Source organism: Mangrovicoccus algicola, from assembly GCF_014903745.1.
Taxonomy (GTDB): Bacteria; Pseudomonadota; Alphaproteobacteria; order Rhodobacterales; family Rhodobacteraceae; genus Mangrovicoccus; species Mangrovicoccus algicola.
In genome coordinates, this window is the sequence record NZ_JACVXA010000077.1 from 1 (window position 1) to 19,442 (window position 19,442).

The following is a 19,442-nucleotide window of genomic DNA, read 5'->3' on the forward strand; positions in this document are numbered from 1 at the left end:
CGGCGGGTTCGAAGGGCGCGAAGCCGGGCGCCGGGGCCTCGGGCGGCGGGGGGGCGCCGGCCGGGGCGATCCCGGCGGCGTCGCGTTCGGCGATCACCTCGCGGATCGCGGCGACGATGCCGACATAGCCGGTGCAGCGGCACAGGTTTCCCGACAGCTCGTTGCGGATCCGCGCCTCGTCATCGCTGTCGAGCCGGGCGACGAGGTCGCGGGCGGTGGCCAGCATGCCGGGCGTGCAGAACCCGCATTGCAGCGCGTGGTTGCGCGCGAAGGCGGCGCGCAGCCGCTCCATCAGCGCATCGCCCTGCCAGCCTTCCAGCGTCTCCACCTCGGCGCCGTCGCAATCGGCGGCGAAGGTCAGGCAGGACCGCACCGGACGGCCGTCCATCATCACCGTGCAGGCGCCGCAGACCCCCTGTTCGCAGGCCAGGTGGGTGGCGGTCAGGTCCAGCCGGTCGCGCAGGATCTCGGCCAGCTGGCTGCGCGGCGGCACCAGGACCTCCTCGGGGCGACCGTTGACGGTCAGCCGCACGGGGATCTGCGCGGGCCGGGAGACGGGGGCAGCGGCGGCGGCGGGGGCGGTATCGCGGGGAAGACGCGGGGCGTTCATGCGGGCACAACCTTGGCGATGGCGCGATCGAGCGCGGTGACGAGAAGCTGGATCCGGACGCGGTCGGCGCCGGGCAGGGCGGTCTCCAGCGCAAGGCGCAGCGCGCCGGTGCCGGGATGGCGGGCGGTGCGGGCCAGATCGGCGCCGATGCCCTCAAGCAGCAGCGGCGCGCCGCCCGTCGCCCCGGCCACGATGCGCACATGGCCCGTCGCCGGATGCAGCGCGACCGCCCCGATGGCATCGGCGAATTCGCCGACCTTGCGGCAGATCTTGTGATAGCCCCAATACGCCTCGCGCAGCGCGGCGGGGATCTCGACGGCGGCGATGATCTCGGCGGGACCCAGCGCCGTGCGATAGGCCCCCGGCATGAAACCGGGCAGGGCCGCGCGCCTTTCGCCGCCTGTCGCGTCGCGGATCACCACCTGCGCGCCGAGCGCGGTCAGGGTCGTGATCCAGTCGGCGGCCGGATCGGCATGGGCCAGCGACCCGCCGATCGTGCCGCGGTTGCGGACCGCGCGATAGGCGATGCCGCGGGCGACCTGGCGCAGGGCCGGGGGCAGGGCCACGGGGCTGTCGCCATCCTCGATCCGCGCATGGGTGACGGCGGCGCCGATGCGGATGATGCCCGCCTCCTCGCGGATCCCAGCCAGGGCGGGGATCGCCGCCAGCCCGGCCAGCCGGTCCGGGCGCGCCAGGCGCAGGTTCAGCATCGGGCCCAGCGACTGCCCCCCGGCCAGCGGCTTGGCCCCGGCGGCGAGAAGCGCGGCCAGCGCCTCGGCGGTTTCGGGGCGCTGATGGTCGAATGCGGCGGGTTTCACTGGGCGGCCTCCCTTGCGGCGCGGGCATCGAGGATCGCGGCAAGCACGCGATGGGGGGTGGCGGGGATGCGGGTCAGCTCGGCGCCCATCGGCGCCAGCGCGTCATTGATCGCGTTGACGATGGCCCCGGCGGGCGCGATCGCGGCGCCTTCGCCCACCCCCTTGATCCCGTGGCGCGAATAGGGGGAGAGCGTCTCGGAATGGCCCAGCCGGAAGGCCGGCAGCTCGGCCGGGCCGGGCAGGATGTAATCGGCCAGGGTGGAGGTCAGCGGCTGGCCCGCCGCGTCGTAGAGCGCCTCCTCGAACAGGGCGGAGCCGATGCCCTGCGCCGCGCCGCCATAGGATTGCCCGTCGAGGATCATCGGGTTCACCCGGCGGCCGCAATCCTCGAAGATCACGTAATCGAGGATCTCGGTGCGGCCGCTTTCGGGATCGACCTCGACCATGGCGGCATGGGTGGCATAGGTGAACAGCCCGGTATCGATATCGGGCTTGTAGCCCTCGGTGACCTCCAGCCCGGCGGTGTCGACATCCTCGGGCAGCCGGTCGGGATGCAGGTACCAGGCATCGGCGATCGCGGCGAAGCCGACCGAGGCCTGCCCCTTCCAGACGGCGCCTTCGCGGATCTCGGTCTCGGCGGGGTCGCATTGCAGCAGATGCGCGCCATGGATGCGCAGCCGCCGCGCCAGTTCCTCGGAGGCCTTCGACACCGCGCCCCCGGCCATGACCATCCCGCGCGAGGCATAGGCGCCGGTGGAATAGGGGGTCAGCCCGGTATCGCCCATCGTCACCCGCACCTGCGCCAGGTCCAGATGCAGCCATTCGCAGGCGACCTGCGCCAGGGTGGTTTCCAGCCCCTGGCCGAAGGAATGGTTGCCCGAACGGACCTCCACCGTGCCCGAGGGCGTCAGCTTGACCATGGCCTGTTCATAGCCCGGCACCAGCGGCAGACCCCAGGCGGCGAAGACCTTGGTGCCATGGGCGGATTGCTCGGTGAAACAGGCATAGCCCAGCCCGATCAGCCGCCCCTCGGCCGCCGCGGCGGCCTTGCGCGCGGCAAAGCCCTCGGCATCGATCATCTGCGCGGCGGCGCGGGCGGCGGCGGGATAATCGCCCGAGTCGTAGAATTTGCCGGTGACATTGGTATAGGGCATCGCCGCGCCGGGCACGAGGTTGAGGCAGCGCACCTCCAGCGGATCGCGCCCCACGGCCCGGGCGATGGCATCCAGCGTCAGCTCCATCGCGAAACAGACCCCGGGCCGCGCGACGCCGCGATAGGGGGTGAAGCCGGGCTTGTTCGTCGCCACCGAATAGGTGCGGCAGGCATAGGCGCCCAGGTCATAGGGGCCGGGCAGGTTGCCCCCGGCCTGCGCCGCCTCCAGGCAGGCGGTGAAGGGCCAGACCGAATAGGCGCCGATATCGACCCAGATATCCGCATCCAGCCCCAGGAGCCGGCCGTCATCATCGGCATAGGCGGTGATCCTGTAGCGGTGCTGGCGGGTATTGACCCCGGCGGTCAGGTGTTCGCGACGGTCCTCGGTCCAGCGGACCGGCCGCCCCGTCTTCCGCGCCACCCAGGCCACGGACAGCTCCTCTGGCTGCAGCACGCATTTATAGCCGAAGCCGCCGCCGACATCGGGGGCGATCACCCGCACCTGCGCCTGGTCCAGCCCCAGGCATTCCGACAGGCCGGTGCGGATCAGATGCGGCACCTGGGTCGAGGTATGCACCACCAGCTGGTCGGCGCGGTGGTCCCATTCGGCCAGCACGCCCTTGCCCTCCATCGGGTTCATCGCCTGGCGCGCGGTCTCGTAGCTGCGCTCGATCACCACCGTGGCGCGGGCCTTCGCCTCGGACAGGTCGCCGTCATGGCGCGTGGTCAGGAACAGGTTGTCCTCCCAGTCCTCGTGCAGGCGCGGCGCATCGGCGGCCAGGGCCGTGTCGATATCGGCAACCGCCGGCAGCGGGTCGAGATCGACGATCACCGCCTCGGCCAGGTCCTCCGCCTCGGCGCGGGTCGGGGCGATGCAGATGGCGATGCATTCCCCGACATAGCGCACCTTGCCGCGCGCCAGCGCCGGGTAGTCCGAGACCTTGTAGCTGGGCAGGGTCGATTCGCAGCGGATCGGCGCCAGGTCGGGCATGTCCTCGGCGGTGAAGACCTGCGCCTCCATCCCCGGGGGCTTGGTGATCGCGCCCAGCCGCGCATGGGCCAGGGGGCTGCGCACGAAGGCGGCCTCCCAGGTGCCCGCGACCTTGATATCCCCGACGAACCTGGCCTTGCCGCTCAGGTGCCTGGCGTCTTCCTTGCGCGGCGCACGCGCGCCAATTGCTGAGGTCATGGGCCCGTTCCCTGTTGTTGACTTGAAGCTGCGGGTTCTGGCATTGCCTGTGCCTGCACTTTCCCGCTTAATGGGAAGTATACGTCTTAACATTGGCGGAGCAAGTGCCGCGGTGCAGATCGCGGCCGGGCCATGCCGGACGGCCGGATGACAGCCATATCACGAACGGAGGACCCATGGCGCAGGACAGGCCAGAGCAGACCACCCCGCCCCAGGACCGCGGCGCGCCGCAGGGATCGCAGGCGGCGGAGCCGGATGAGGGCCGATTCGGCCAGGCGCGCTATGACGATCTTCTGGGACGGCCGGGCTATCTGGTGCGCCGCCTGCACCAGATCCATATGGGCCTGTTTGCCGAGGCTTGCGACGGGCTGGACCTGACGGCGGTTCAATATGCCGTTCTTTCAGTGCTTTATGTCGGGGAAGCCTTTGATCAGCTGTCGCTGTCCAAGGCGGTGGGGATCGACCGCACCAGCGGGGCCGACGTGATCAAGCGCCTGGTGCGCCGCGGGCTGGCGACGCGCGACGCCTCGCTGGAGGATCGCCGCGCCCGCGTCGTGCGCATCACCGACGAGGGGCGCCGCTTCGTCCGCGGGGTCCGCCCCAAGATGGAGGCGGCGCAGGATCGGCTGGTCGCGCCGCTGGATGCCGGTGAACAGGAGGCCTTCCTGCAGCTTCTGCGCAAGCTGATCGAGGCCAATAACGAACATTCCCGCGCGCCGATGAAATAACGCGGCACCGCCCGTATCTGCCCGGTGCGGAAAAATAGGGAGCCTACTGCATATTTTTTCGGCAGGCTCCCCGGAATCCGGGCCCGAGGGAAGCTGAATCGCAGATATCCCTTTGGGCGGCGAAAAAAGGGAAGCATACTCCGTAAAATACGACACGGAGGCACGATGACCGACCCACGTAACGACGGCCGCAGCCCCTGCGGCCGACCGGCGGAGCCTTGCCGCAAGGCAGGATCCCGCCGGCCGGAGCAGGCGCGATGACGCTATTTTTTCAATTCGTCCTGACCGGGCTGGTCACGGGCTGCTTCCTGATCCTTGCGACGATCGGCTTTTCCTTCACCCGCCGCGTCGAGGGGTTCCTGAACATCGCCCATGCCGAACTGCTGGGGGTCTCGGCCTTCGCGACCTGGGGCTGCAACAAGCTCCTGGGCTGGCACATCCTGCCCTCGGCGGCGGTGGGCATCCTGGTCACGGCCTTCGCGGGGCTGGCCATCGGGCGCATCGTCTATGACCCGATCCGCAAGCACGGCCCGTCGGTGATGCTGATCACCTCGGTCGGGGTGGCCTATGTCATCGGCGGCACGATCGACGCGCTGATCGGCACCGGCATCCGCACGCTCGATATCCCGCTGGCCACCAGCTACCGGTTCTGGGGGCTCCGGATCACGGACTACCAGATGATGGTGGTCGCGCTGGCCATCCTGGCCGCCGGGTCGCTGGCGCTGTTTCTCAACCATACCCGCACCGGCCTGGCGATCCGCGCCATGTCGGCCAATCCCGAACTGGCCGCCTCGCGCGGGATCGACGTGCAGAAGACCAGCCGCGCCACCTGGCTGATCTCCTCGGGTCTGGCCGGGCTGGCGGGGGTGATGCTGGGCGTGATCGCGACGCTGTCGACCGACATCGCCTTCCACCAGATCCTGCAGATCCTGGCGGTCGCGATCCTCGCCGGGCTGGGCTCGCTCTATGCGGTGATCCTCTCGGGGCTGATCGTCGGCGTGGCGATGGATGTCTCGGTCTTCTGGATCCCGGCGGGCTACCGGCCGCTCGTGGCCTTCGCCGTGGTCATCCTCGTCCTTCTGTTCCGCCCGCAGGGCATCGCAGGGAGCGCGTCCGGCAAATGATCCAGTCCCTGATCCTTTCCACGCTAATGTTCGGCGCGATGTTCTCGGTGCTGACCGTGTCGCTGAACCTGCAATATGCCCGCGGCGGCATGATCAATTTCGGCACCGTGGCCTATTTCGCGGCCGGGGCCTATGCCTATGCCATCTTCACGCAGGAGCCGCCCTCGGGGCTGGACCAGTACGCCTTCGGCTTCGACCTGCCCTGGTGGGCGGGGTTCCTGGCGGCGGGGGTCGCGGCGATGGCCTTCGCGCTGCTGACCGGCTGGCCGACGCTGCGGCTGCGCGGCGAATACCTGGCGCTGACCACCTTCGCCTTTGCCGAGGTGCTGCATTCGGTGCTGCTGAACGAAAGGCGCATCGGCAATGGCAGCGTCGGCATGGCCAATGTCGAACGTCCCGATCCGGCGGCGCTGGGGCTGGACGACACGCTGGCCTATGCCGCGGCGGCCTGCCTGCTGATGCTGGCGACGGCCTGGCTGTTCCGGCGGCTCCTGGCCTCGCCCTACGGCCGGCTGGTCGATGCCACCCGCGACGACGAGACGGCGGCGGAATCCGTGGGCAAGGACACCGCGCGGGTGCGGCTGCAGATCTTCGTCATCTCGGCGATCCCGATCGGCTTTGCCGGGGCGCTCTATGCGATGATCACCACGCTGGTGGCGCCCGCGCTTTTCACCGCCGAGGTCACCTTCTTCGTCTGGATCGCGCTGGCGCTTGGCGGCGAACGCACCATCACGGGGGCGATCCTCGGCACGATGGCGCTGGTCTTCTTCCAGGAACTGGTGCGGATCATCCCCTTCGAGACCGTGCGCGGCGCCCAGGTCGCGGCCTCGGTCGAGGAGGTGATCACCGGCATCCTCTTCATCCTGGTGCTGCGCTGGCAGCCCTGGGCAAGGCTGGCACGGAGGGCGGGCGCATGACCGACACGATCCTGGAACTCGACGGCGTGGTGAAGGAATTCGCGGGTTTCCGCGCCGTGGGCGGGCCGCAGGGGCTCAGCTTCTCGCTGCGCCGGGGCGGGTTCCTCGGGCTGATCGGGCCGAACGGGGCGGGCAAGTCCACCACCTTCAACCTGATCTCGGGGGTGATGCCGCCGACGGCCGGGCGCGTGACCTTCGACGGCACCGACATCTCGCGGCTCTCCACCGCCGAGACCGCGGCGCTGGGGCTGGGGCGGACCTTCCAGACCCCGCGCGCCTTCGCCAGCCTCAGCGTGCTGGACAATGTGATGGCCGGGCTGGCGCATCCCGCGGAGGGGCCGCTGGCGGCGCTTCTGGGGCGCTGGAAACCGGCCGAGGCGGAGCTGACCGGCCGCGCCGAGGCGGCGCTGGAACGCGTGGGCCTGATCGCGCGGCGCCATGACAGCGTCGCCAACCTGTCGGGGGGCGAATTGCGGATGCTGGAGGTCGCCCGCCAGCTGGTGCGCGCGCCGCGCCTGCTGCTGCTGGACGAACCCACGGCCGGGGTCGATCCGACCCTGCAGGGCAAGCTGTCGGAGATCCTGGCCGGGCTCCATGCGGCGGGCACCACGCTGGTCGTGGTGGAACACAATCTGGGCTTCCTGATGTCGCTGGCCGACAGCGTGGTGGTCCTTCAGAACGGGGCGCTTCTTGCCGAGGGCGCGCCTGCCGACATCCGCCGCGATCCCGCCGTGATCGCGGCCTATCTGGGGGCGGATCATGACGCTTGAGGTCAAGGGGCTGAGCGCCGGCTATGGCAAGGTGACCATCCTGCACGGGGTCGACCTGGTGGCCGAGCCGGGCGAGATCACCTGCGTGCTGGGGCCGAACGGGGCCGGGAAATCGACGCTGATGAAGACCATCGCCGGGCATCTGCCGGTGACGGGGGGCGAGATGCGCTGGGAAGGCGGCTCCGTCGCCTCGCTGGGCGCGCTGGAGACGCTGCGCGCCGGGATCGGCTATGTCGCGCAGGAGCAGAACACCTTCGCCAAGATGAGCGTGCGCGACAATCTGCTGGCCTCGTCCCTGGCCTTCGAGGGCGCCGGGGCGCGGGTGGAGGAAACCTATCGGCGCTTCCCGATCCTCAAGGAGCGGTCGCATCAGCTGGCCTCCACCCTCTCGGGGGGCGAACGCCAGACCCTGGCCATCGCCAACGCCCTGCTGGCGGCGCCGCGCCTGCTGATCCTGGACGAGCCGACCGCCGGGCTGGCGCCGATCTTCGTCGACCAGATCATCGACTGGATCACCGAACTGGCCCGCGGCGGCATGGGGGTGATCTGGGTGGTGGAGCAGAACCCCGAGAAGATCCTGAAGATCTCGCGCACCACCTGGATGTTCGATGCCGGGCGCAACCGCGAGACCCTGCCCAGCCGCGACCTGCTGGAGCCCGGCCGGCTGGAGGCGATGCTCCTGGCCGAGCACTGAATGCCCCCGCCCCCGCGGGGGCGGGCAAGACCATTGGAAGACCAAAGAAAAAAGACAGCAACCCAACAGGATGACCGACATGACCCTTGCAAGATCCGCGGCCGCGCTGGCCGCCTTGACCACCGCCCTGACCGCCATGCAGCCCGCCTTTGCCCAGACCGACGGCGTCACGCTGGGCGTGCTGGTGCCGCTGACCGGGGAGCTGGGCGAATTCGGCAAGATCGTCGCCGATGCCGTGCAGCTGGGCGTCGATCAGGTCAACGAGGCGGGGGGCACCAAATGCGGGCCGCTGCGCACCGTGGTGGCCGATACCGGCGGCTCCGCCGAACAGGCGATCCGCGAGGCGAACAAGATGATCGACAGCGAGGGCGCGGTGGCGATCCTCGGCCCGGCCTCGGGCGAGATGGTCGCGCTGGTCGATCTGGCCAAGCGCAAGAAGACGGTGATGATGTCACCCTATGCCGGGACGATCACGCTCAACGAGATCGGCGGCGACTATGTCTATCGCACGGTGTCCTCGGATCTGGGCGACGGCGCGGCCTCGGGGCTGTGGCTGACCCGCAAGGGCTACAAATCCGTGGCCTTCCTGATCCAGAACGAGGAATCCACCATCTCCCCGGCGCAGGTGGCGCGCGAGGCCGTCGCCGAGGCCGGGATCGAGCTGACCGACATGATCGTCTACAATCCCGGCCAGCCCTCCTACCAGGCCGAGCTGATCTCTGTGCTGTCGCACAACCCGGATGCGATCTACCTGGCGGGCGGGCAGGAATCCGGCGTCACCGTGCTGAAGGAGGCCGCCGCCGGGGGCTTCGGCGGCGAATGGCTCCTGACCGCCGACCTGGCCGTGCCCGAAGTGTTCGAGGCGCTCGATCCGCGCATCCTCAATGACCGCGCCTATGTCGAGATCGCCGAGGCCGACGGCACCCTGCCGGAATTCAAGGCCTTCGCGGAATTGACCCAGGAAAAGACCGGCGCGGCACCCGGCCCCTTCGCGGCCAATTCCTACGACATGGCGATGCTGACGGCGATTTCGCTGGAGGCGGCGGAGGCCTGCACCGGCGAGGGCATCAACGCGGTGATCCGCGATGTCACCGAGGGCGGCGAGAAGGTCGCCACCTTCGCCGCGGCCAAGGCCGCGCTCGCCGAGGGCAAGGACATCGATTACGAGGGCGCCTCGGGCCCGCTGAGCCTGGATGAAAGCGGCACGCCCGCCGGGGCCTACATGATCAAGAAGGCCGTGGACGGCGCCTGGACGGACGAAGCCTTCCTGCCCGCTTCCGAATTCGAATGATCCCCGCGCCGCCCGTCCCGGCGGGCGGCCTTTCCCCCCGTTCAGTCCCAGGTATTGCCATGACCCTTCCGATCCCGTTCCGTCCGCTTCTCGCCGCGATAGGCCTTGCCGCGCTGCCTCTTGCCGCCGCCGCGCAGGAGGTGTCGCTGCGCATCGGCCATGTCGAGGCGCCCGCCTCCACCACCCATGTCCTGCTGGAAACCGTCGCCGAGCGCGTCGCCGCGGCGACCGGCGGGGCCGTGGAGATCCAGGTCTTTCCGCAAAGCCAGCTGGGCGGGCAGCGCGAGATGACCGAGGCCGTGCAATTCGGCGCGCTCGACGCCACTGCGGGGCCCGTGGCCTTCATGGGCGGCTTCAACCCGCTGGCCTCGATCATGGACATCCCGTTCCTCTATCCGTCCGATCCCGAGACGGCCCAGGCGATCCGCGACGGCGGTTTCGGCGATGCGTTCTGCGACAGCTTCAACAGCCGCGGCGTGACCTGCGTGGCGCTCTATCCCAACGGGACCAAGCAGTTCACCTCCAGCCGCCCGATCGCCGCCGCGGCGGATTTCGCGGGCCAGACCTTCCGCGTGATGGACTCCGCCGTGCTGGTGGATTCGCTGAAGGCCATCGACGTGACGGCGGTGCCGATCCCCTTCGGCGAACTCTACACCGCGTTGCAGACCGGCGTGGTGGATGGCGAGGAGAACCCGCTGGACACCATCTTCAACATGAAATTCTACGAGGTTCAGGACTACCTGACCCTGTCCAATCACGGCGCGATCGAGAATGTCGTGCTGTTCAACCCCGCCATCTGGGAAGGGCTGAAACCCGAATGGCGCAAGGCGATTTCCGACGCGCTGCATGACGTGATCCCCGAGATGATCGCGCACAAGGCCGCGGCCGGGGAACGCGCGCTGGCGGCGATCCGCGAGGCGGGCGTGACCGTCACCGAACCTTCGCCCGAGGAGGTCGCGGCGCTGCGCGAGACCATGTTCCCCGCCGCCCGCGATGCCTTCCTCGCGCGCTCGGGCGACGAGGGCGCCGCGCTGTTCGAGGCCTATCAGGCCGCCCGCGACGCCGCCCTGAACTGATCCGGCCTGCGAGGTTCCGCCATGACCGCCTGTCTCCGTCTCGTCCGCCTGCTGGAACGCGCCTGCCTGGTCGGGCTGCTTCTGGGCATGACGGCGCTGTTTGCCTTCAATGTCGCGATGCGGCTGTTCGGCGGGGCGGCGGCCTCGGGCTTCGGCTGGATCGACGAGGTGGTGCGGCTGATGAACCTCTACCTCGTCTTCCTCGCTGCCGGGCTGGCGCTGGAGCGGGGCAAGCAGGTGGCCGTGGACAGCTGGCGCGACCGCATCGCGGCGCGGCTGCACCTGCCGCTGCGCCGCATCATCGACCTCTGCGGGCTGTGCTTCTCGCTGTGGATGGCCTGGCTGGCCCGGGACATGGCGGCTTTCGTCTTCGGCACCGGGCAGCGCAGCGCGACGCTGGATCTGGCCATCGGCTGGATCTACGTGGCGCCCTGCGCGGGCTTCCTCCTGCTGGCGCTGCGCTACGGCGCCAGCCTGGCGGGCAGCATCGACCGCTTTGCCCTGCGCGGGGAGGCCGCGGAATGATCCTGGGGACCGCGATCGCGCTGATGGCCGTGCTGATGCTGGTGGCCGGGTTCGAGATGCTGATGGTGCTGGGCATCCCGGCGCTCGCCGTCAAGGCGGGGTTCTTCGACCGCATGCCCGACATGATCCTGGTCCAGCGGATGACCGGCGGGATCAACCAGTCGTTGCTGCTGGCGATCCCCTTCTTCCTCTTCGCGGCCGAGCTGATGGGCCGGGGACAGATCGCCGGACGGCTGACGGGTCTGGTGCGCGCGCTGGTGGGCCATGCCCGCGGCGGGATCGGCTATACCACGATCGGCGCGGCGATGGGCTTCGGCGCGGTCTCGGGCTCGGCCCCGGCGACGGTCGCGGCGATGGGCCATATCCTCTATCCCGAACTGCGCCGCGCGAAGTTCCGCGACCGGTTCTCGCTGGGGCTGATCGTCTCCTCGGCCGAGACGGCGCTGTTGATCCCGCCCTCGATCACGCTGATCGTCTATGGCTGGATCACCGGCACCTCGATCACCGCGCTGTTCGCGGCGGGACTGTCCGTGGGGCTGGTTCTGGGGCTGGCCTTCGCCATCCTCACCGCCATCGAGGCCCGCCGCAGCGGCGTCGCCGGCGATCCCCGCGCCAGCCTGGCCGAGATCGGCCTTGCGCTGCGCCGCGCGGGCTGGGCCCTGGGTCTGCCGGTGCTCATCCTGGGCGGCATCTATAGCGGGCTCTTCACCCCGACCGAGGCCGCCGTGGTCAGCGTCGTCTATGCCATCCTGGTGGAGATGCGCGTCTATCGCAGCCTCGACCTGAAGGGGCTGATCGCCATTGCCGAGAAATCGGCGGTGCAGAATGCGGTGATCTTCCTCTTGCTGGCGCTGGGAACGGCGCTGTCCTACTTCATCACCCTGGCCCAGATCCCCGGCCTGCTGATCGCCGGACTGGAGGCGGTCCGGGCCGGGCCGGTTGTCTTCCTGATGATCGCCAATATCGCCTTCATCATCGCGGGCATGTTCGTCGATCCGAATTCGATCCAGCTGATCCTGGTGCCCGCGCTTTATCCGGTGGCCGCGAGCCTGGGCATCGACCCGGTGCATTTCGGCATGATCGTCGCGGTCAACGTGACGCTGGGCATGGTGACGCCGCCCTTCGGGCTGGACCTGTTCGTCGCCTCTTCGACGCTGCAGACGCCGGTGGCCGAGATCATCGCCGGGATCTGGCCCTTCATCCTGGTCAACCTGCTGGTGCTGATGCTGGTGACCTACGTGCCGGGGATCGCGACGCTGGCGCCATCGCTTCTGATGTGAACCGACATGCCGGAGCGTCCGCGCGGCGGTCCGGCCAAACAAGACGTGTACTGTATAAAAACGGCCGAACGCCGATACCCAGAGGAGGGTCCGATGACACCCAAGATCACCTTCGAGGAACATTTCATGGCGCCGGGATTCGAGTCGCATTCGGCGGGGTTCCTGCGGCTGATCCCGGAGGCGGAGGCGCAGGTGCTGACCCGGCGGCTGGCGGATTTCGACGGCGAGCGGATCGAGATCATGGACCGCCACGGCATCGCGCGCTCGGTCCTGTCGCTGACCGGGCCGGGGGTGCAGGGCGAGCCGCCCGAAACCGCCGCCGATGCGGCACGCCGCGCCAATGACTTCCTGGCCGCGCAGGTCGCCCGCCGTCCCGACCGGCTGTCGGGCCTGGCCGCGCTGCCGATGCATGACCCCGAAGCCGCCGCCGCCGAGCTGCGCCGCGCGGTGGAGGATCTGGGATTCCGCGGCGCGCTGGCCAACAGTCCGCTGCATGGGGGCTATTTCGACGCGCCCGGATACGATGTCTTCTGGGCCGAGATCGAGGCGCTCGGCGTGCCCTTCTACCTGCATCCCTCGAACGCGCTGGCGGTGCCGCCGGTCCTGGCGGGCATGCCGGTGCTGCAGGGCGCGACCTGGGGCTGGGGCGTCGATACCGGCAGCCATGCGCTGCGCCTCTTGTTCTCCGGCGTCTTCGACCGCTTTCCGGGGGTGAAGCTGGTGCTGGGCCATATGGGCGAGGCGCTGCCCTATCTGCGCTGGCGCTTCGACTCGCGCTTCGCCGCCTATCCGATGGGGGTGGAGCTGAAGCGGCCGCCCTCCGAGTATTTCACCCGCAACATCGTCATCACCACCACCGGCGTCTGTTCGCATGCCGCGCTGACGGGCGCGATCGGCGAGATGGGGGCCCGGGGCGTGATGTTCTCGGTCGACTATCCCTACGAGGACACCGCAGCGGCGGCGGAATTCATCGAGACCGCGCCGCTGGACCCGGCAACGCGCGCCATGGTCTGCCATGACAATGCCGCGGCGCTTCTGGGGCTGCCGCTCCTGGCGGAGGCGGCATGAGCTGGCATCCGGGCATACCGGCGGCGGAGGTCCATGACCGCGGCGCCGTCGCGGTCGAGGCGGACGGGCTGCGCCTGGCGCTGTTCTCGCTGGAGGGCGAGATCTTCGCCACCGGCAATATCTGCACCCATGCCTTCGCGCTGCTGACCGAGGGGCATGTGGAAAACGGCTGTGTCGAATGTCCGCTGCACCAGGGGCTGTTCGACATCCGCACCGGCAGGGCGCAGGGCACGCCGGTCACGAAGGACCTGGCCACCTACGCCACCCGCATCGAGGACGGCATGGTCTGGATCGATACCGAGCCGAAGGCGCCCGCCGCCGCGGAGGCCCCGGCTTCCGCCGGGGCGGGACGGCACGGGGACGGCCCGCGTCTGGTCATCATCGGTGCCGGACAGGCCGGGGCGGAAACCGCCCGCGCCCTGCGCGCCGAGGGGTTCGCCGGGCCGGTCACGCTGATCGGCGAGGAAGCCCATCCGCCCTATGAGCGCCCGCCGCTGTCCAAAGACCTGCTGCTGGGCCGCGGGCGGCTGGAGGATGCGCATGTCTTCGAGCCCGGCGAGGCGGAGCGGCTGGGCATCGAGATGCGCCTGGACACGCGTGTCGCGGCGCTCGACCCGGCCGCGCGGCGGCTGGATCTCGCGCAGGGCGGGGTGCTGGACTATGACCTGCTGGTGCTGGCCACGGGGGCGGCCGCGCGGCGCATCGCGCTGCCCGGCGCGGCGGCGGGACAGGTCCATTACCTGCGCGATGCCGCGGATGCGGCGCGCCTGGCCCCGGCGCTTGCCGCCGCCTCCCGCGTGGCGGTGATCGGCGGCGGCTTCATCGGGCTGGAAATCGCCTCGGCGGCGCGCGCGCTCGGCAAGGCGGCGGCGGTGATCGAGGCGCAGGACCGGCTGCTGACGCGGCTGCTGCCGCAGGAGCCCGGCACCTTCCTTGCCTGGGTGGCCCAGCAGAACGACGTCGCGCTTCACCTGGGCGCGGGCGTCGCCGCCATCGCGCCCGACGGCGTCCGGCTGTCGGACGGCACGCTGGTGGAGGCCGACCTGATCCTTGCCGGGATCGGCGCGGTGCCCAATGACGCCCTGGCCCGGCAGGCCGGCCTGCCGCTGGGCACGGCCGGGGGCATCCTGGTGAATGCGCAGAACCGCACGGCCGATCCGGCAATCTACGCGGTCGGCGACGTGGCGGTGCAGCTTGACGAGGTCACCGGCGCGCAGGCGCGCTCCGAAAGCTGGCAGAATGCCCGCCTCTCGGCGGCGCGCGCGGCACGCGCCGTCACGGGCCATGCGCAGGAGGCGCCCGAGACGCTCTGGTTCTGGTCCGACCTCTTCGGCGGCACGCTGCAGATCGCGGGTACGCCCGCCCCCGGGCAGGTCACGATCCGCCGCGACGGCGCGGCCCCGGCCTTCTTCTGCCTGGACGCGCAGGACCGGGTCGCCGCCTGCATCGATTTCGGCGATCCGGAGCTTCTGCGCCTCGGACGCCGCCTGATCGCCTCCGGACAGCCGGTCGACCCGGCGCGGCTGGCCGATCCCGAGACCGACCTTTCCCTGATCGAGGATGACGAGATGAAGATGCTGCCCGTGGAGAAGCGCTATGTCTGGCCGGCCTCCGGCCTCGACCGCGTGCCCGACTGGGTCTATACCAGCCGCGAGATCTATGACCGCGAGATCGAGCGGATCTTTCACGGCCCCACCTGGAACTACGTGGGCCTGGCCGCCGAGGTGCCCGAGGCGGGCGATTACATCCGCAGCAATGTCGGCCCCACCCCGGTGGTGATGGTGCGCGACCAAGAGGGCGGCATCAACGTCTTCGAGAACCGCTGTTCGCACCGCGCCGCCGAGTTCTGCCGCGAATTGCGCGGCAATGCCGAGGAATTCGTCTGCCCCTATCACCAGTGGAGCTATGACCTGAAGGGCGACCTGGCGGGCGTGCCGTTCCGGCGCGGGGTGAACGGGCAGGGCGGCATGGGCCCCGATTTCCGTCCCGAGAACCACGGCGTGCGCAAGCTGAAGGTCACCCAGAGGAACGGCGCCGTCTTCGCCTCCTTCTCCGATGACGTGGAGAGCTTCGAAGATTACATGGGCGAGGAGATGCTGACCGATTTCGACACGGTCTTCTCGGGGCGCAAGCTGCGCGTGCTGGGCCATTACCGCCACACGCTGATGGGCAACTGGAAACTCTATCCCGAGAACCTCAAGGATCCCTATCACGCGACGCTGCTGCACACGTTCCTGGTCACGTTCGGGCTGCTGGTGGCGGGCAACAAGTCGGCGATGATCGTCGATCCGCGCGGGCGCCATTCCACCATGGCCTCGGCGAAAAGCGACGGCGCCACGGTCTCGGACGAGAACAAGGCCGAGATGCGCGCCTATCGCGACGGCATGGTGCTGGAAGACCCGCGGCTGATGACCTTCTTCGAGGAATTCGACAGCCCCTGGTCGGTGACGATGCAGGTGGTCTGGCCCGGGCTGATCGTCCAGCGCGAGATGAACACGCTGGGCGTGCGCCAGATCGTGCCCAACGGGCCGAACGAATTCACCATGGTCTGGACGATGTTCGGCTACGAGGACGATGACGAGGAAATGACCCGCCACCGGCTGCGCCAGGGCAACCTGATGGGGCCTGCGGGCTTCCTGGGGCTGGAGGATAACGAGGCGATCAAGTTCGTGCAGGACGGGATGCTGAACTCGACGGGGGGCGAACACCTGGTGGCGCTGGACCCCAAGGTGCCCGCGGGCACGTCGAACACCCTGATCTCCGAGGCGGCGATCCGGGCCATGTACCGCCACTGGCGTCAGGAGATGGGACTGTGAGCATGATGACCCGGGAACGCGCGGCCGATACCCGCGCGGCGCGTCGCGAGGCGCGGCTGGCCGTCGAGGAATTCAACGCCGATTACTGCGCGGTGCTGGATGACGGCGACCTGATGGACTGGCCGGACTTCTTCACCGAGGACGCGTTCTACAACATCACCAGCCGCGAGAATTTCGACCATGGGCGGCCCGTCGGCCTGGTCTATTGCGAGGGGCGCGGGATGCTGCGCGACCGGGCGCTGGCGATCGCCAAGACCTCGATGTTCGGGCCGCGCTACCTTCGCCACTACCTGACCAACACCCGGATCACCGAGATCGGGGAGGATGGCACCATCGCGGCGACGGTGAATTACATCCTGATCGAGACGCTGGCCGAGCTGCCCGAGGGGCGGCTGCACCAGGCGGGGCGGATGATCGACCGCTTCGTGCCGCAGGACGATGGCAGCCTGCGCCTGTCCTCGCGCATCGCGGTCTATGACACGCTGCTGGTGCCCAATGCGCTGGTCCTGCCGGTGTGACGATCCATGCCCCCGCCCGCCGGGGCGGGGGACCCCCGGGTCGCATCCTCGGCCCTGCTCCGGCACCGGCAGCCAAGGCCCCGGGCGGAGCGGGCGGCGGCGCGACCCCGGCCTGCGGATGGCGCCTGTCCCGGTGGTCCCGGGACCGGCGGGATGCAGCGCGCGCGCCCCGGTCGCCGCGGATCGTGCCGCCATTGCGGCGGATGGCCGGATCGGCCCGCCCCCGACCCGCCACCGCGGCCTGACCGGGACAGAGCCCGGCCCGCCTCCGCGTGCCCTGATCCGGATTCCGCGCCTGGCGGGCTTGTCGGCGGGGCCGGGCACGCCATCTGTGCGGAACGTGCAGTGTCACAGCAGTTGCACGGAGTCGGTATAGGGTGCGGCCGCTGACAGGCTGGAGTGTGAAGATGACGATTGACGTGATGCGCGACGGCAGCGGTTTCCTGGTGCGGCATCTGGCGGAAAGCGGCGAGATCCTGGCCGAGATCCGCTTTGCCCTGAAGGCCGAGGCCGAGGATTTCGCAAGGGACTGGCGCGACTGGCTGGGCGATCTGGGCCGGCGCGCGGGGTCCGCCGCCTGAGGGCTGCGGCCGGGCGGGGAGACCGGTCCTCCTTCGGGGCGGGCGAGAGCGGCCCACCCCCCGGTGCGGTCACCGGGGACAGGCGAGGCGCGGGAGGCCCGCGCCCTTTCCCGGATCAGGGGATCAGTGGCTTTCGTGCCCGTGATCCTCTTCCCCGTGCTCATGATCGTCGTGGTCGTGGTCATCCTCGTGCAGATGCGAATGCCCGGCATGGCTGTGATGCGTGGCATTCGCCGCCCCGATCTCCGCCTCGATCGCCAGGCTGCCCGCCCCGGTCAGAAGCGTCAGATCCAGATGCCCCCCCTCGACCAGCGCTTCGCTCAGGCCGCTCAGCCGCACCGCCATGACGCCCGGGGCCATCTCCATCTCGCGCCCGGCCGGAACCGGCAGAGGCGGCAGTGCCTCGGCGGTTTCTTCGCCGCCGGCGATGCGGAACCCGACCAGCCCCGCGCTTTCGGCGATCTCCGCGCGCGCGCCCGAGATCATCACCGGTTCCTCGCCCATGTTATGCACCATCATGAAGACATCGGCGGTATCGGCGCCCGTGGCCCGCGTCCAGGCATGTTCGACGGCGAAATCGCCGATGGCGAAGGCGTGATGCTCCTCGTCGACGGCGTGGTCATGCCCGTCGTCATGCTCATGGGCTTCGTGCTCGTGCTCATGCTCGTGATCGGCGGCGGCCATGGCGGGCGCCGACAGGGCCAGAAGGGCGGCAAGAAGGAAACGGGTCATGTCATGTCTCTCCGGATGGGATGGGCTCAGGCGCGCAGCCCCTCGGCGACCGGCTGGCGCAGGACGACGAGGGCGGGCAGCAGCGACAGAAGGCAGGTCGCGGCGAGGAATCCCGCGGCCAGGTGGATTTCGGACCAGCCGATGGCGGCCTCGACCAGCACGTCGGTGCGCAGGGTGACGATCCGCGACAGGATGGCGGCGGCGGCCAGCCCCGCGCCCAGCCCCAGCACCGTGCCCGCGGCCAGAAGCGCCGCGCCATAGCTCCAGACCACCGCCATGACGAAACGTGCAGGCGCGCCGAGCGCGCGCAGCATCGCGGTCTGGCGCCGGAACAGCCGGGTCAGGATGAACAGCCCCAGAAGCACCGAGGCGGCGACGAGGATCTGCGTGACGACGGTCATCAGCGACATGACCTGGCGCACATCGCCCATCACCCGGTAAAGCTGCGACAGCACCGTGCCGGGAAAGAAGGCCATGGTCTCGGCATCGCGCGTGAATTCGGATTTCAGCGCGTAATTGGCCCAGAGCGCATCGGCATGGACCAGCACCGCGGGCGTGCCGGGGAAGTAATCGGGATCGAAAGGCGGGCCCAGCTGGCCCGCGCGTTCCGGCGCATGGCCGTCGGCCAGGCCGTGGATCTGCCAGACGGCCTCCACCGGGACCAGGATCGCGCGGTCCCAGGGCGTGCCCGAGCGCGGCAGGCGGCCGACGACGGTATAGCTTGCGCCCTCATGCGCCTCGGCCGAGGCCCCCGACCCGTGCGAGGGGGTGAAGCTGTCGCCGATATCCGCCGCCGCCGCCGCCCCGGCGATCGCCTCGCCCGGGGCCTGCCACATGCGGCCCTCCAGCGCGCCATCGCCCAGATAGGTGACGAATTCGGCGGTGGTGCCGACGACCGGACTGTCGCCATAGCTGTCGCCAAAGGCCAGGGGCGCGGCGATATCGACAGTCTCGTGGCGCGCGATCTCGTCATAGGTGGCGCCGTCCAGCAGCGGCACATCCGAGGGCTGCAGGAAGACGGTGGCCAGCATCATCGTCATCTCGCTGCCCGGCGCGGAGATGACCAGGTCGAACTTGTCGGCCGCCATGGCCATGCCGCGGCGCAGTCCGCGTTCCTGCGCGATCACGCCGATGCCCATGCCGACCGAGACGGCGATCAAGAGCACGAACATCAGGTTGGCCCAGCGGAACCGCCACAGGACCGCGCGGATCAGCGGCAGGGGCGCAAAGCCGCGCAGCAGCAGCAGCGCGCAGAGCGCGACCGGCGCCAGCAGCGCCAGCGTCACCAGCACATCCTGCGCCAGAACGGGCAGGCCCGCCCAGAGATCAGACATGGACATCCTCCGCGATCCGTCCGTCGGTGACGGTCAGCACCCGGTCCATCCGCTCCAGCAGCCGGGTATCGTGGCTGACCGCGATCAGCGTCTTGCCGGTTTCCCGCGCCAGCCCGGCCAGGTCGCCGATCAGCCGGTCCGCGGCGGCGCGGTCGAGGCTGGCCGTGGGTTCATCCGCCAGCAGCACCGGCGCATCGGCGGCCAGCGCGCGGGCCACG

18 protein-coding genes and 1 pseudogene are annotated in these 19,442 nt (G+C 69.9%); 13 read left to right on the forward strand and 6 right to left on the reverse strand.

Translation table 11 applies throughout. The annotated features are described in order from the left end of the window. The 3 genes from ICN82_RS18465 to ICN82_RS18475 all read right to left on the reverse strand — a co-directional run. On the reverse strand, window positions 1–610 hold a 610-nt coding region (locus ICN82_RS18465), incomplete at its 3' end, for a (2Fe-2S)-binding protein (RefSeq protein ID WP_193185902.1). After that, window positions 607–1,428 carry an FAD binding domain-containing protein gene (locus ICN82_RS18470; RefSeq protein WP_193185905.1) on the reverse strand — a complete coding sequence of 274 codons (822 nt, stop codon included), beginning with the start codon at window positions 1,426–1,428 and terminating at the stop codon, window positions 607–609. The genes ICN82_RS18465 and ICN82_RS18470, both read right to left, overlap by 4 nt. After that, window positions 1,425–3,770: a xanthine dehydrogenase family protein molybdopterin-binding subunit gene (locus tag ICN82_RS18475; RefSeq protein WP_193185908.1), complete on the reverse strand. Its 2,346-nt coding sequence runs from the start codon at window positions 3,768–3,770 to the stop codon at window positions 1,425–1,427. The genes ICN82_RS18470 and ICN82_RS18475 overlap by 4 nt, the downstream gene beginning before the upstream one ends. Before the next feature lie 176 nt (window positions 3,771–3,946). On the opposite strand from ICN82_RS18475, the gene ICN82_RS18480 reads away from it, so the two are divergent. The 13 genes from ICN82_RS18480 to ICN82_RS18540 all read left to right on the forward strand — a co-directional run bounded on the left by ICN82_RS18480 (window position 3,947) and on the right by ICN82_RS18540 (window position 17,158). After that, window positions 3,947–4,498, forward strand: a complete 552-nt coding sequence (locus ICN82_RS18480) for a MarR family winged helix-turn-helix transcriptional regulator (RefSeq protein ID WP_193185910.1) — start codon at window positions 3,947–3,949, stop codon at window positions 4,496–4,498. A gap of 257 nt (window positions 4,499–4,755) precedes the next feature. Then, on the forward strand, window positions 4,756–5,622 hold the full coding sequence (locus ICN82_RS18485) for a branched-chain amino acid ABC transporter permease (RefSeq protein WP_193185912.1): 867 nt from the start codon (window positions 4,756–4,758) through the stop codon (window positions 5,620–5,622). Continuing rightward, a complete protein-coding gene (locus ICN82_RS18490) occupies window positions 5,619–6,539 on the forward strand; it encodes a branched-chain amino acid ABC transporter permease (RefSeq protein WP_193185914.1) in 921 nt (306 codons plus the stop codon). The genes ICN82_RS18485 and ICN82_RS18490 overlap by 4 nt, the downstream gene beginning before the upstream one ends. Beyond that, window positions 6,536–7,309, forward strand: coding sequence for an ABC transporter ATP-binding protein (locus tag ICN82_RS18495; protein ID WP_193185942.1), 774 nt, complete (start codon window positions 6,536–6,538; stop codon window positions 7,307–7,309). Before ICN82_RS18490 ends, ICN82_RS18495 begins: the two co-directional genes overlap by 4 nt. Beyond that, window positions 7,299–8,003: an ATP-binding cassette domain-containing protein gene (locus tag ICN82_RS18500; RefSeq protein WP_193185916.1), complete on the forward strand. Its 705-nt coding sequence runs from the start codon at window positions 7,299–7,301 to the stop codon at window positions 8,001–8,003. The genes ICN82_RS18495 and ICN82_RS18500 overlap by 11 nt, the downstream gene beginning before the upstream one ends. A 79-nt stretch (window positions 8,004–8,082) precedes the next feature. Further along, window positions 8,083–9,294 carry an ABC transporter substrate-binding protein gene (locus ICN82_RS18505; protein WP_193185918.1) on the forward strand — a complete coding sequence of 404 codons (1,212 nt, stop codon included), beginning with the start codon at window positions 8,083–8,085 and terminating at the stop codon, window positions 9,292–9,294. A 59-nt stretch (window positions 9,295–9,353) separates the two neighbouring features. Continuing rightward, window positions 9,354–10,370 (forward strand): TRAP transporter substrate-binding protein, encoded by a 1,017-nt coding sequence (locus ICN82_RS18510; RefSeq protein ID WP_193185919.1) that lies wholly within the window; start codon window positions 9,354–9,356, stop codon window positions 10,368–10,370. A 21-nt stretch (window positions 10,371–10,391) separates the two neighbouring features. Further along, window positions 10,392–10,895: a TRAP transporter small permease gene (locus ICN82_RS18515; protein WP_193185921.1), complete on the forward strand. Its 504-nt coding sequence runs from the start codon at window positions 10,392–10,394 to the stop codon at window positions 10,893–10,895. Beyond that, on the forward strand, window positions 10,892–12,175 hold the full coding sequence (locus ICN82_RS18520) for a TRAP transporter large permease (protein ID WP_193185924.1): 1,284 nt from the start codon (window positions 10,892–10,894) through the stop codon (window positions 12,173–12,175). Before ICN82_RS18515 ends, ICN82_RS18520 begins: the two co-directional genes overlap by 4 nt. A gap of 93 nt (window positions 12,176–12,268) precedes the next feature. After that, window positions 12,269–13,243 (forward strand): amidohydrolase family protein, encoded by a 975-nt coding sequence (locus ICN82_RS18525; RefSeq protein ID WP_193185927.1) that lies wholly within the window; start codon window positions 12,269–12,271, stop codon window positions 13,241–13,243. Beyond that, a complete protein-coding gene (locus tag ICN82_RS18530; RefSeq protein WP_193185930.1) occupies window positions 13,240–16,059 on the forward strand; it encodes an FAD-dependent oxidoreductase in 2,820 nt (939 codons plus the stop codon). Before ICN82_RS18525 ends, ICN82_RS18530 begins: the two co-directional genes overlap by 4 nt. Before the next feature lie 2 nt (window positions 16,060–16,061). Further along, window positions 16,062–16,577 carry an aromatic-ring-hydroxylating dioxygenase subunit beta gene (locus ICN82_RS18535; protein WP_193185945.1) on the forward strand — a complete coding sequence of 172 codons (516 nt, stop codon included), beginning with the start codon at window positions 16,062–16,064 and terminating at the stop codon, window positions 16,575–16,577. 407 nt (window positions 16,578–16,984) lie between these two features. Then, window positions 16,985–17,158, forward strand: a complete 174-nt coding sequence (locus ICN82_RS18540) for a hypothetical protein (RefSeq protein ID WP_193185933.1) — start codon at window positions 16,985–16,987, stop codon at window positions 17,156–17,158. A gap of 123 nt (window positions 17,159–17,281) precedes the next feature. Here the strand turns inward: ICN82_RS18540 and ICN82_RS18545 are convergent, their stop codons facing one another. From ICN82_RS18545 to ICN82_RS18555, 3 genes and pseudogenes are all read right to left on the reverse strand, one after another. Continuing rightward, a complete protein-coding gene (locus ICN82_RS18545) occupies window positions 17,282–17,890 on the reverse strand; it encodes a copper chaperone PCu(A)C (protein ID WP_193185936.1) in 609 nt (202 codons plus the stop codon). 26 nt (window positions 17,891–17,916) lie between these two features. Further along, a complete protein-coding gene (locus ICN82_RS18550; protein ID WP_193185939.1) occupies window positions 17,917–19,224 on the reverse strand; it encodes an FtsX-like permease family protein in 1,308 nt (435 codons plus the stop codon). Further along, window positions 19,217–19,442: pseudogene (locus tag ICN82_RS18555) on the reverse strand (ABC transporter ATP-binding protein); the annotation flags it as partial. The pseudogene ICN82_RS18555 and the gene ICN82_RS18550, both read right to left, overlap by 8 nt.

Excerpts from the sequence above, each read along its gene's own strand:
- ICN82_RS18490 (WP_193185914.1), top strand. The coding sequence starts at position 5,619 with ATGATCCAGTCCCTGATCCTTTCCACGCTAATGTTCGGCGCGATGTTC.
- ICN82_RS18510 (WP_193185919.1), top strand. The coding sequence starts at position 9,354 with ATGACCCTTCCGATCCCGTTCCGTCCGCTTCTCGCCGCGATAGGCCTT.
- ICN82_RS18550 (WP_193185939.1), bottom strand. The coding sequence starts at position 19,224 with ATGTCTGATCTCTGGGCGGGCCTGCCCGTTCTGGCGCAGGATGTGCTG.
- ICN82_RS18540 (WP_193185933.1), top strand. The coding sequence starts at position 16,985 with ATGACGATTGACGTGATGCGCGACGGCAGCGGTTTCCTGGTGCGGCAT.
- ICN82_RS18485 (WP_193185912.1), top strand. The coding sequence starts at position 4,756 with ATGACGCTATTTTTTCAATTCGTCCTGACCGGGCTGGTCACGGGCTGC.
- ICN82_RS18525 (WP_193185927.1), top strand. The coding sequence starts at position 12,269 with ATGACACCCAAGATCACCTTCGAGGAACATTTCATGGCGCCGGGATTC.
- ICN82_RS18505 (WP_193185918.1), top strand. The coding sequence starts at position 8,083 with ATGACCCTTGCAAGATCCGCGGCCGCGCTGGCCGCCTTGACCACCGCC.
- ICN82_RS18520 (WP_193185924.1), top strand. The coding sequence starts at position 10,892 with ATGATCCTGGGGACCGCGATCGCGCTGATGGCCGTGCTGATGCTGGTG.
- ICN82_RS18515 (WP_193185921.1), top strand. The coding sequence starts at position 10,392 with ATGACCGCCTGTCTCCGTCTCGTCCGCCTGCTGGAACGCGCCTGCCTG.
- ICN82_RS18495 (WP_193185942.1), top strand. The coding sequence starts at position 6,536 with ATGACCGACACGATCCTGGAACTCGACGGCGTGGTGAAGGAATTCGCG.
- ICN82_RS18480 (WP_193185910.1), top strand. The coding sequence starts at position 3,947 with ATGGCGCAGGACAGGCCAGAGCAGACCACCCCGCCCCAGGACCGCGGC.
- ICN82_RS18500 (WP_193185916.1), top strand. The coding sequence starts at position 7,299 with ATGACGCTTGAGGTCAAGGGGCTGAGCGCCGGCTATGGCAAGGTGACC.
- ICN82_RS18530 (WP_193185930.1), top strand. The coding sequence starts at position 13,240 with ATGAGCTGGCATCCGGGCATACCGGCGGCGGAGGTCCATGACCGCGGC.
- ICN82_RS18535 (WP_193185945.1), top strand. The coding sequence starts at position 16,062 with ATGATGACCCGGGAACGCGCGGCCGATACCCGCGCGGCGCGTCGCGAG.
- ICN82_RS18545 (WP_193185936.1), bottom strand. The coding sequence starts at position 17,890 with ATGACCCGTTTCCTTCTTGCCGCCCTTCTGGCCCTGTCGGCGCCCGCC.
- ICN82_RS18475 (WP_193185908.1), bottom strand. The coding sequence starts at position 3,770 with ATGACCTCAGCAATTGGCGCGCGTGCGCCGCGCAAGGAAGACGCCAGG.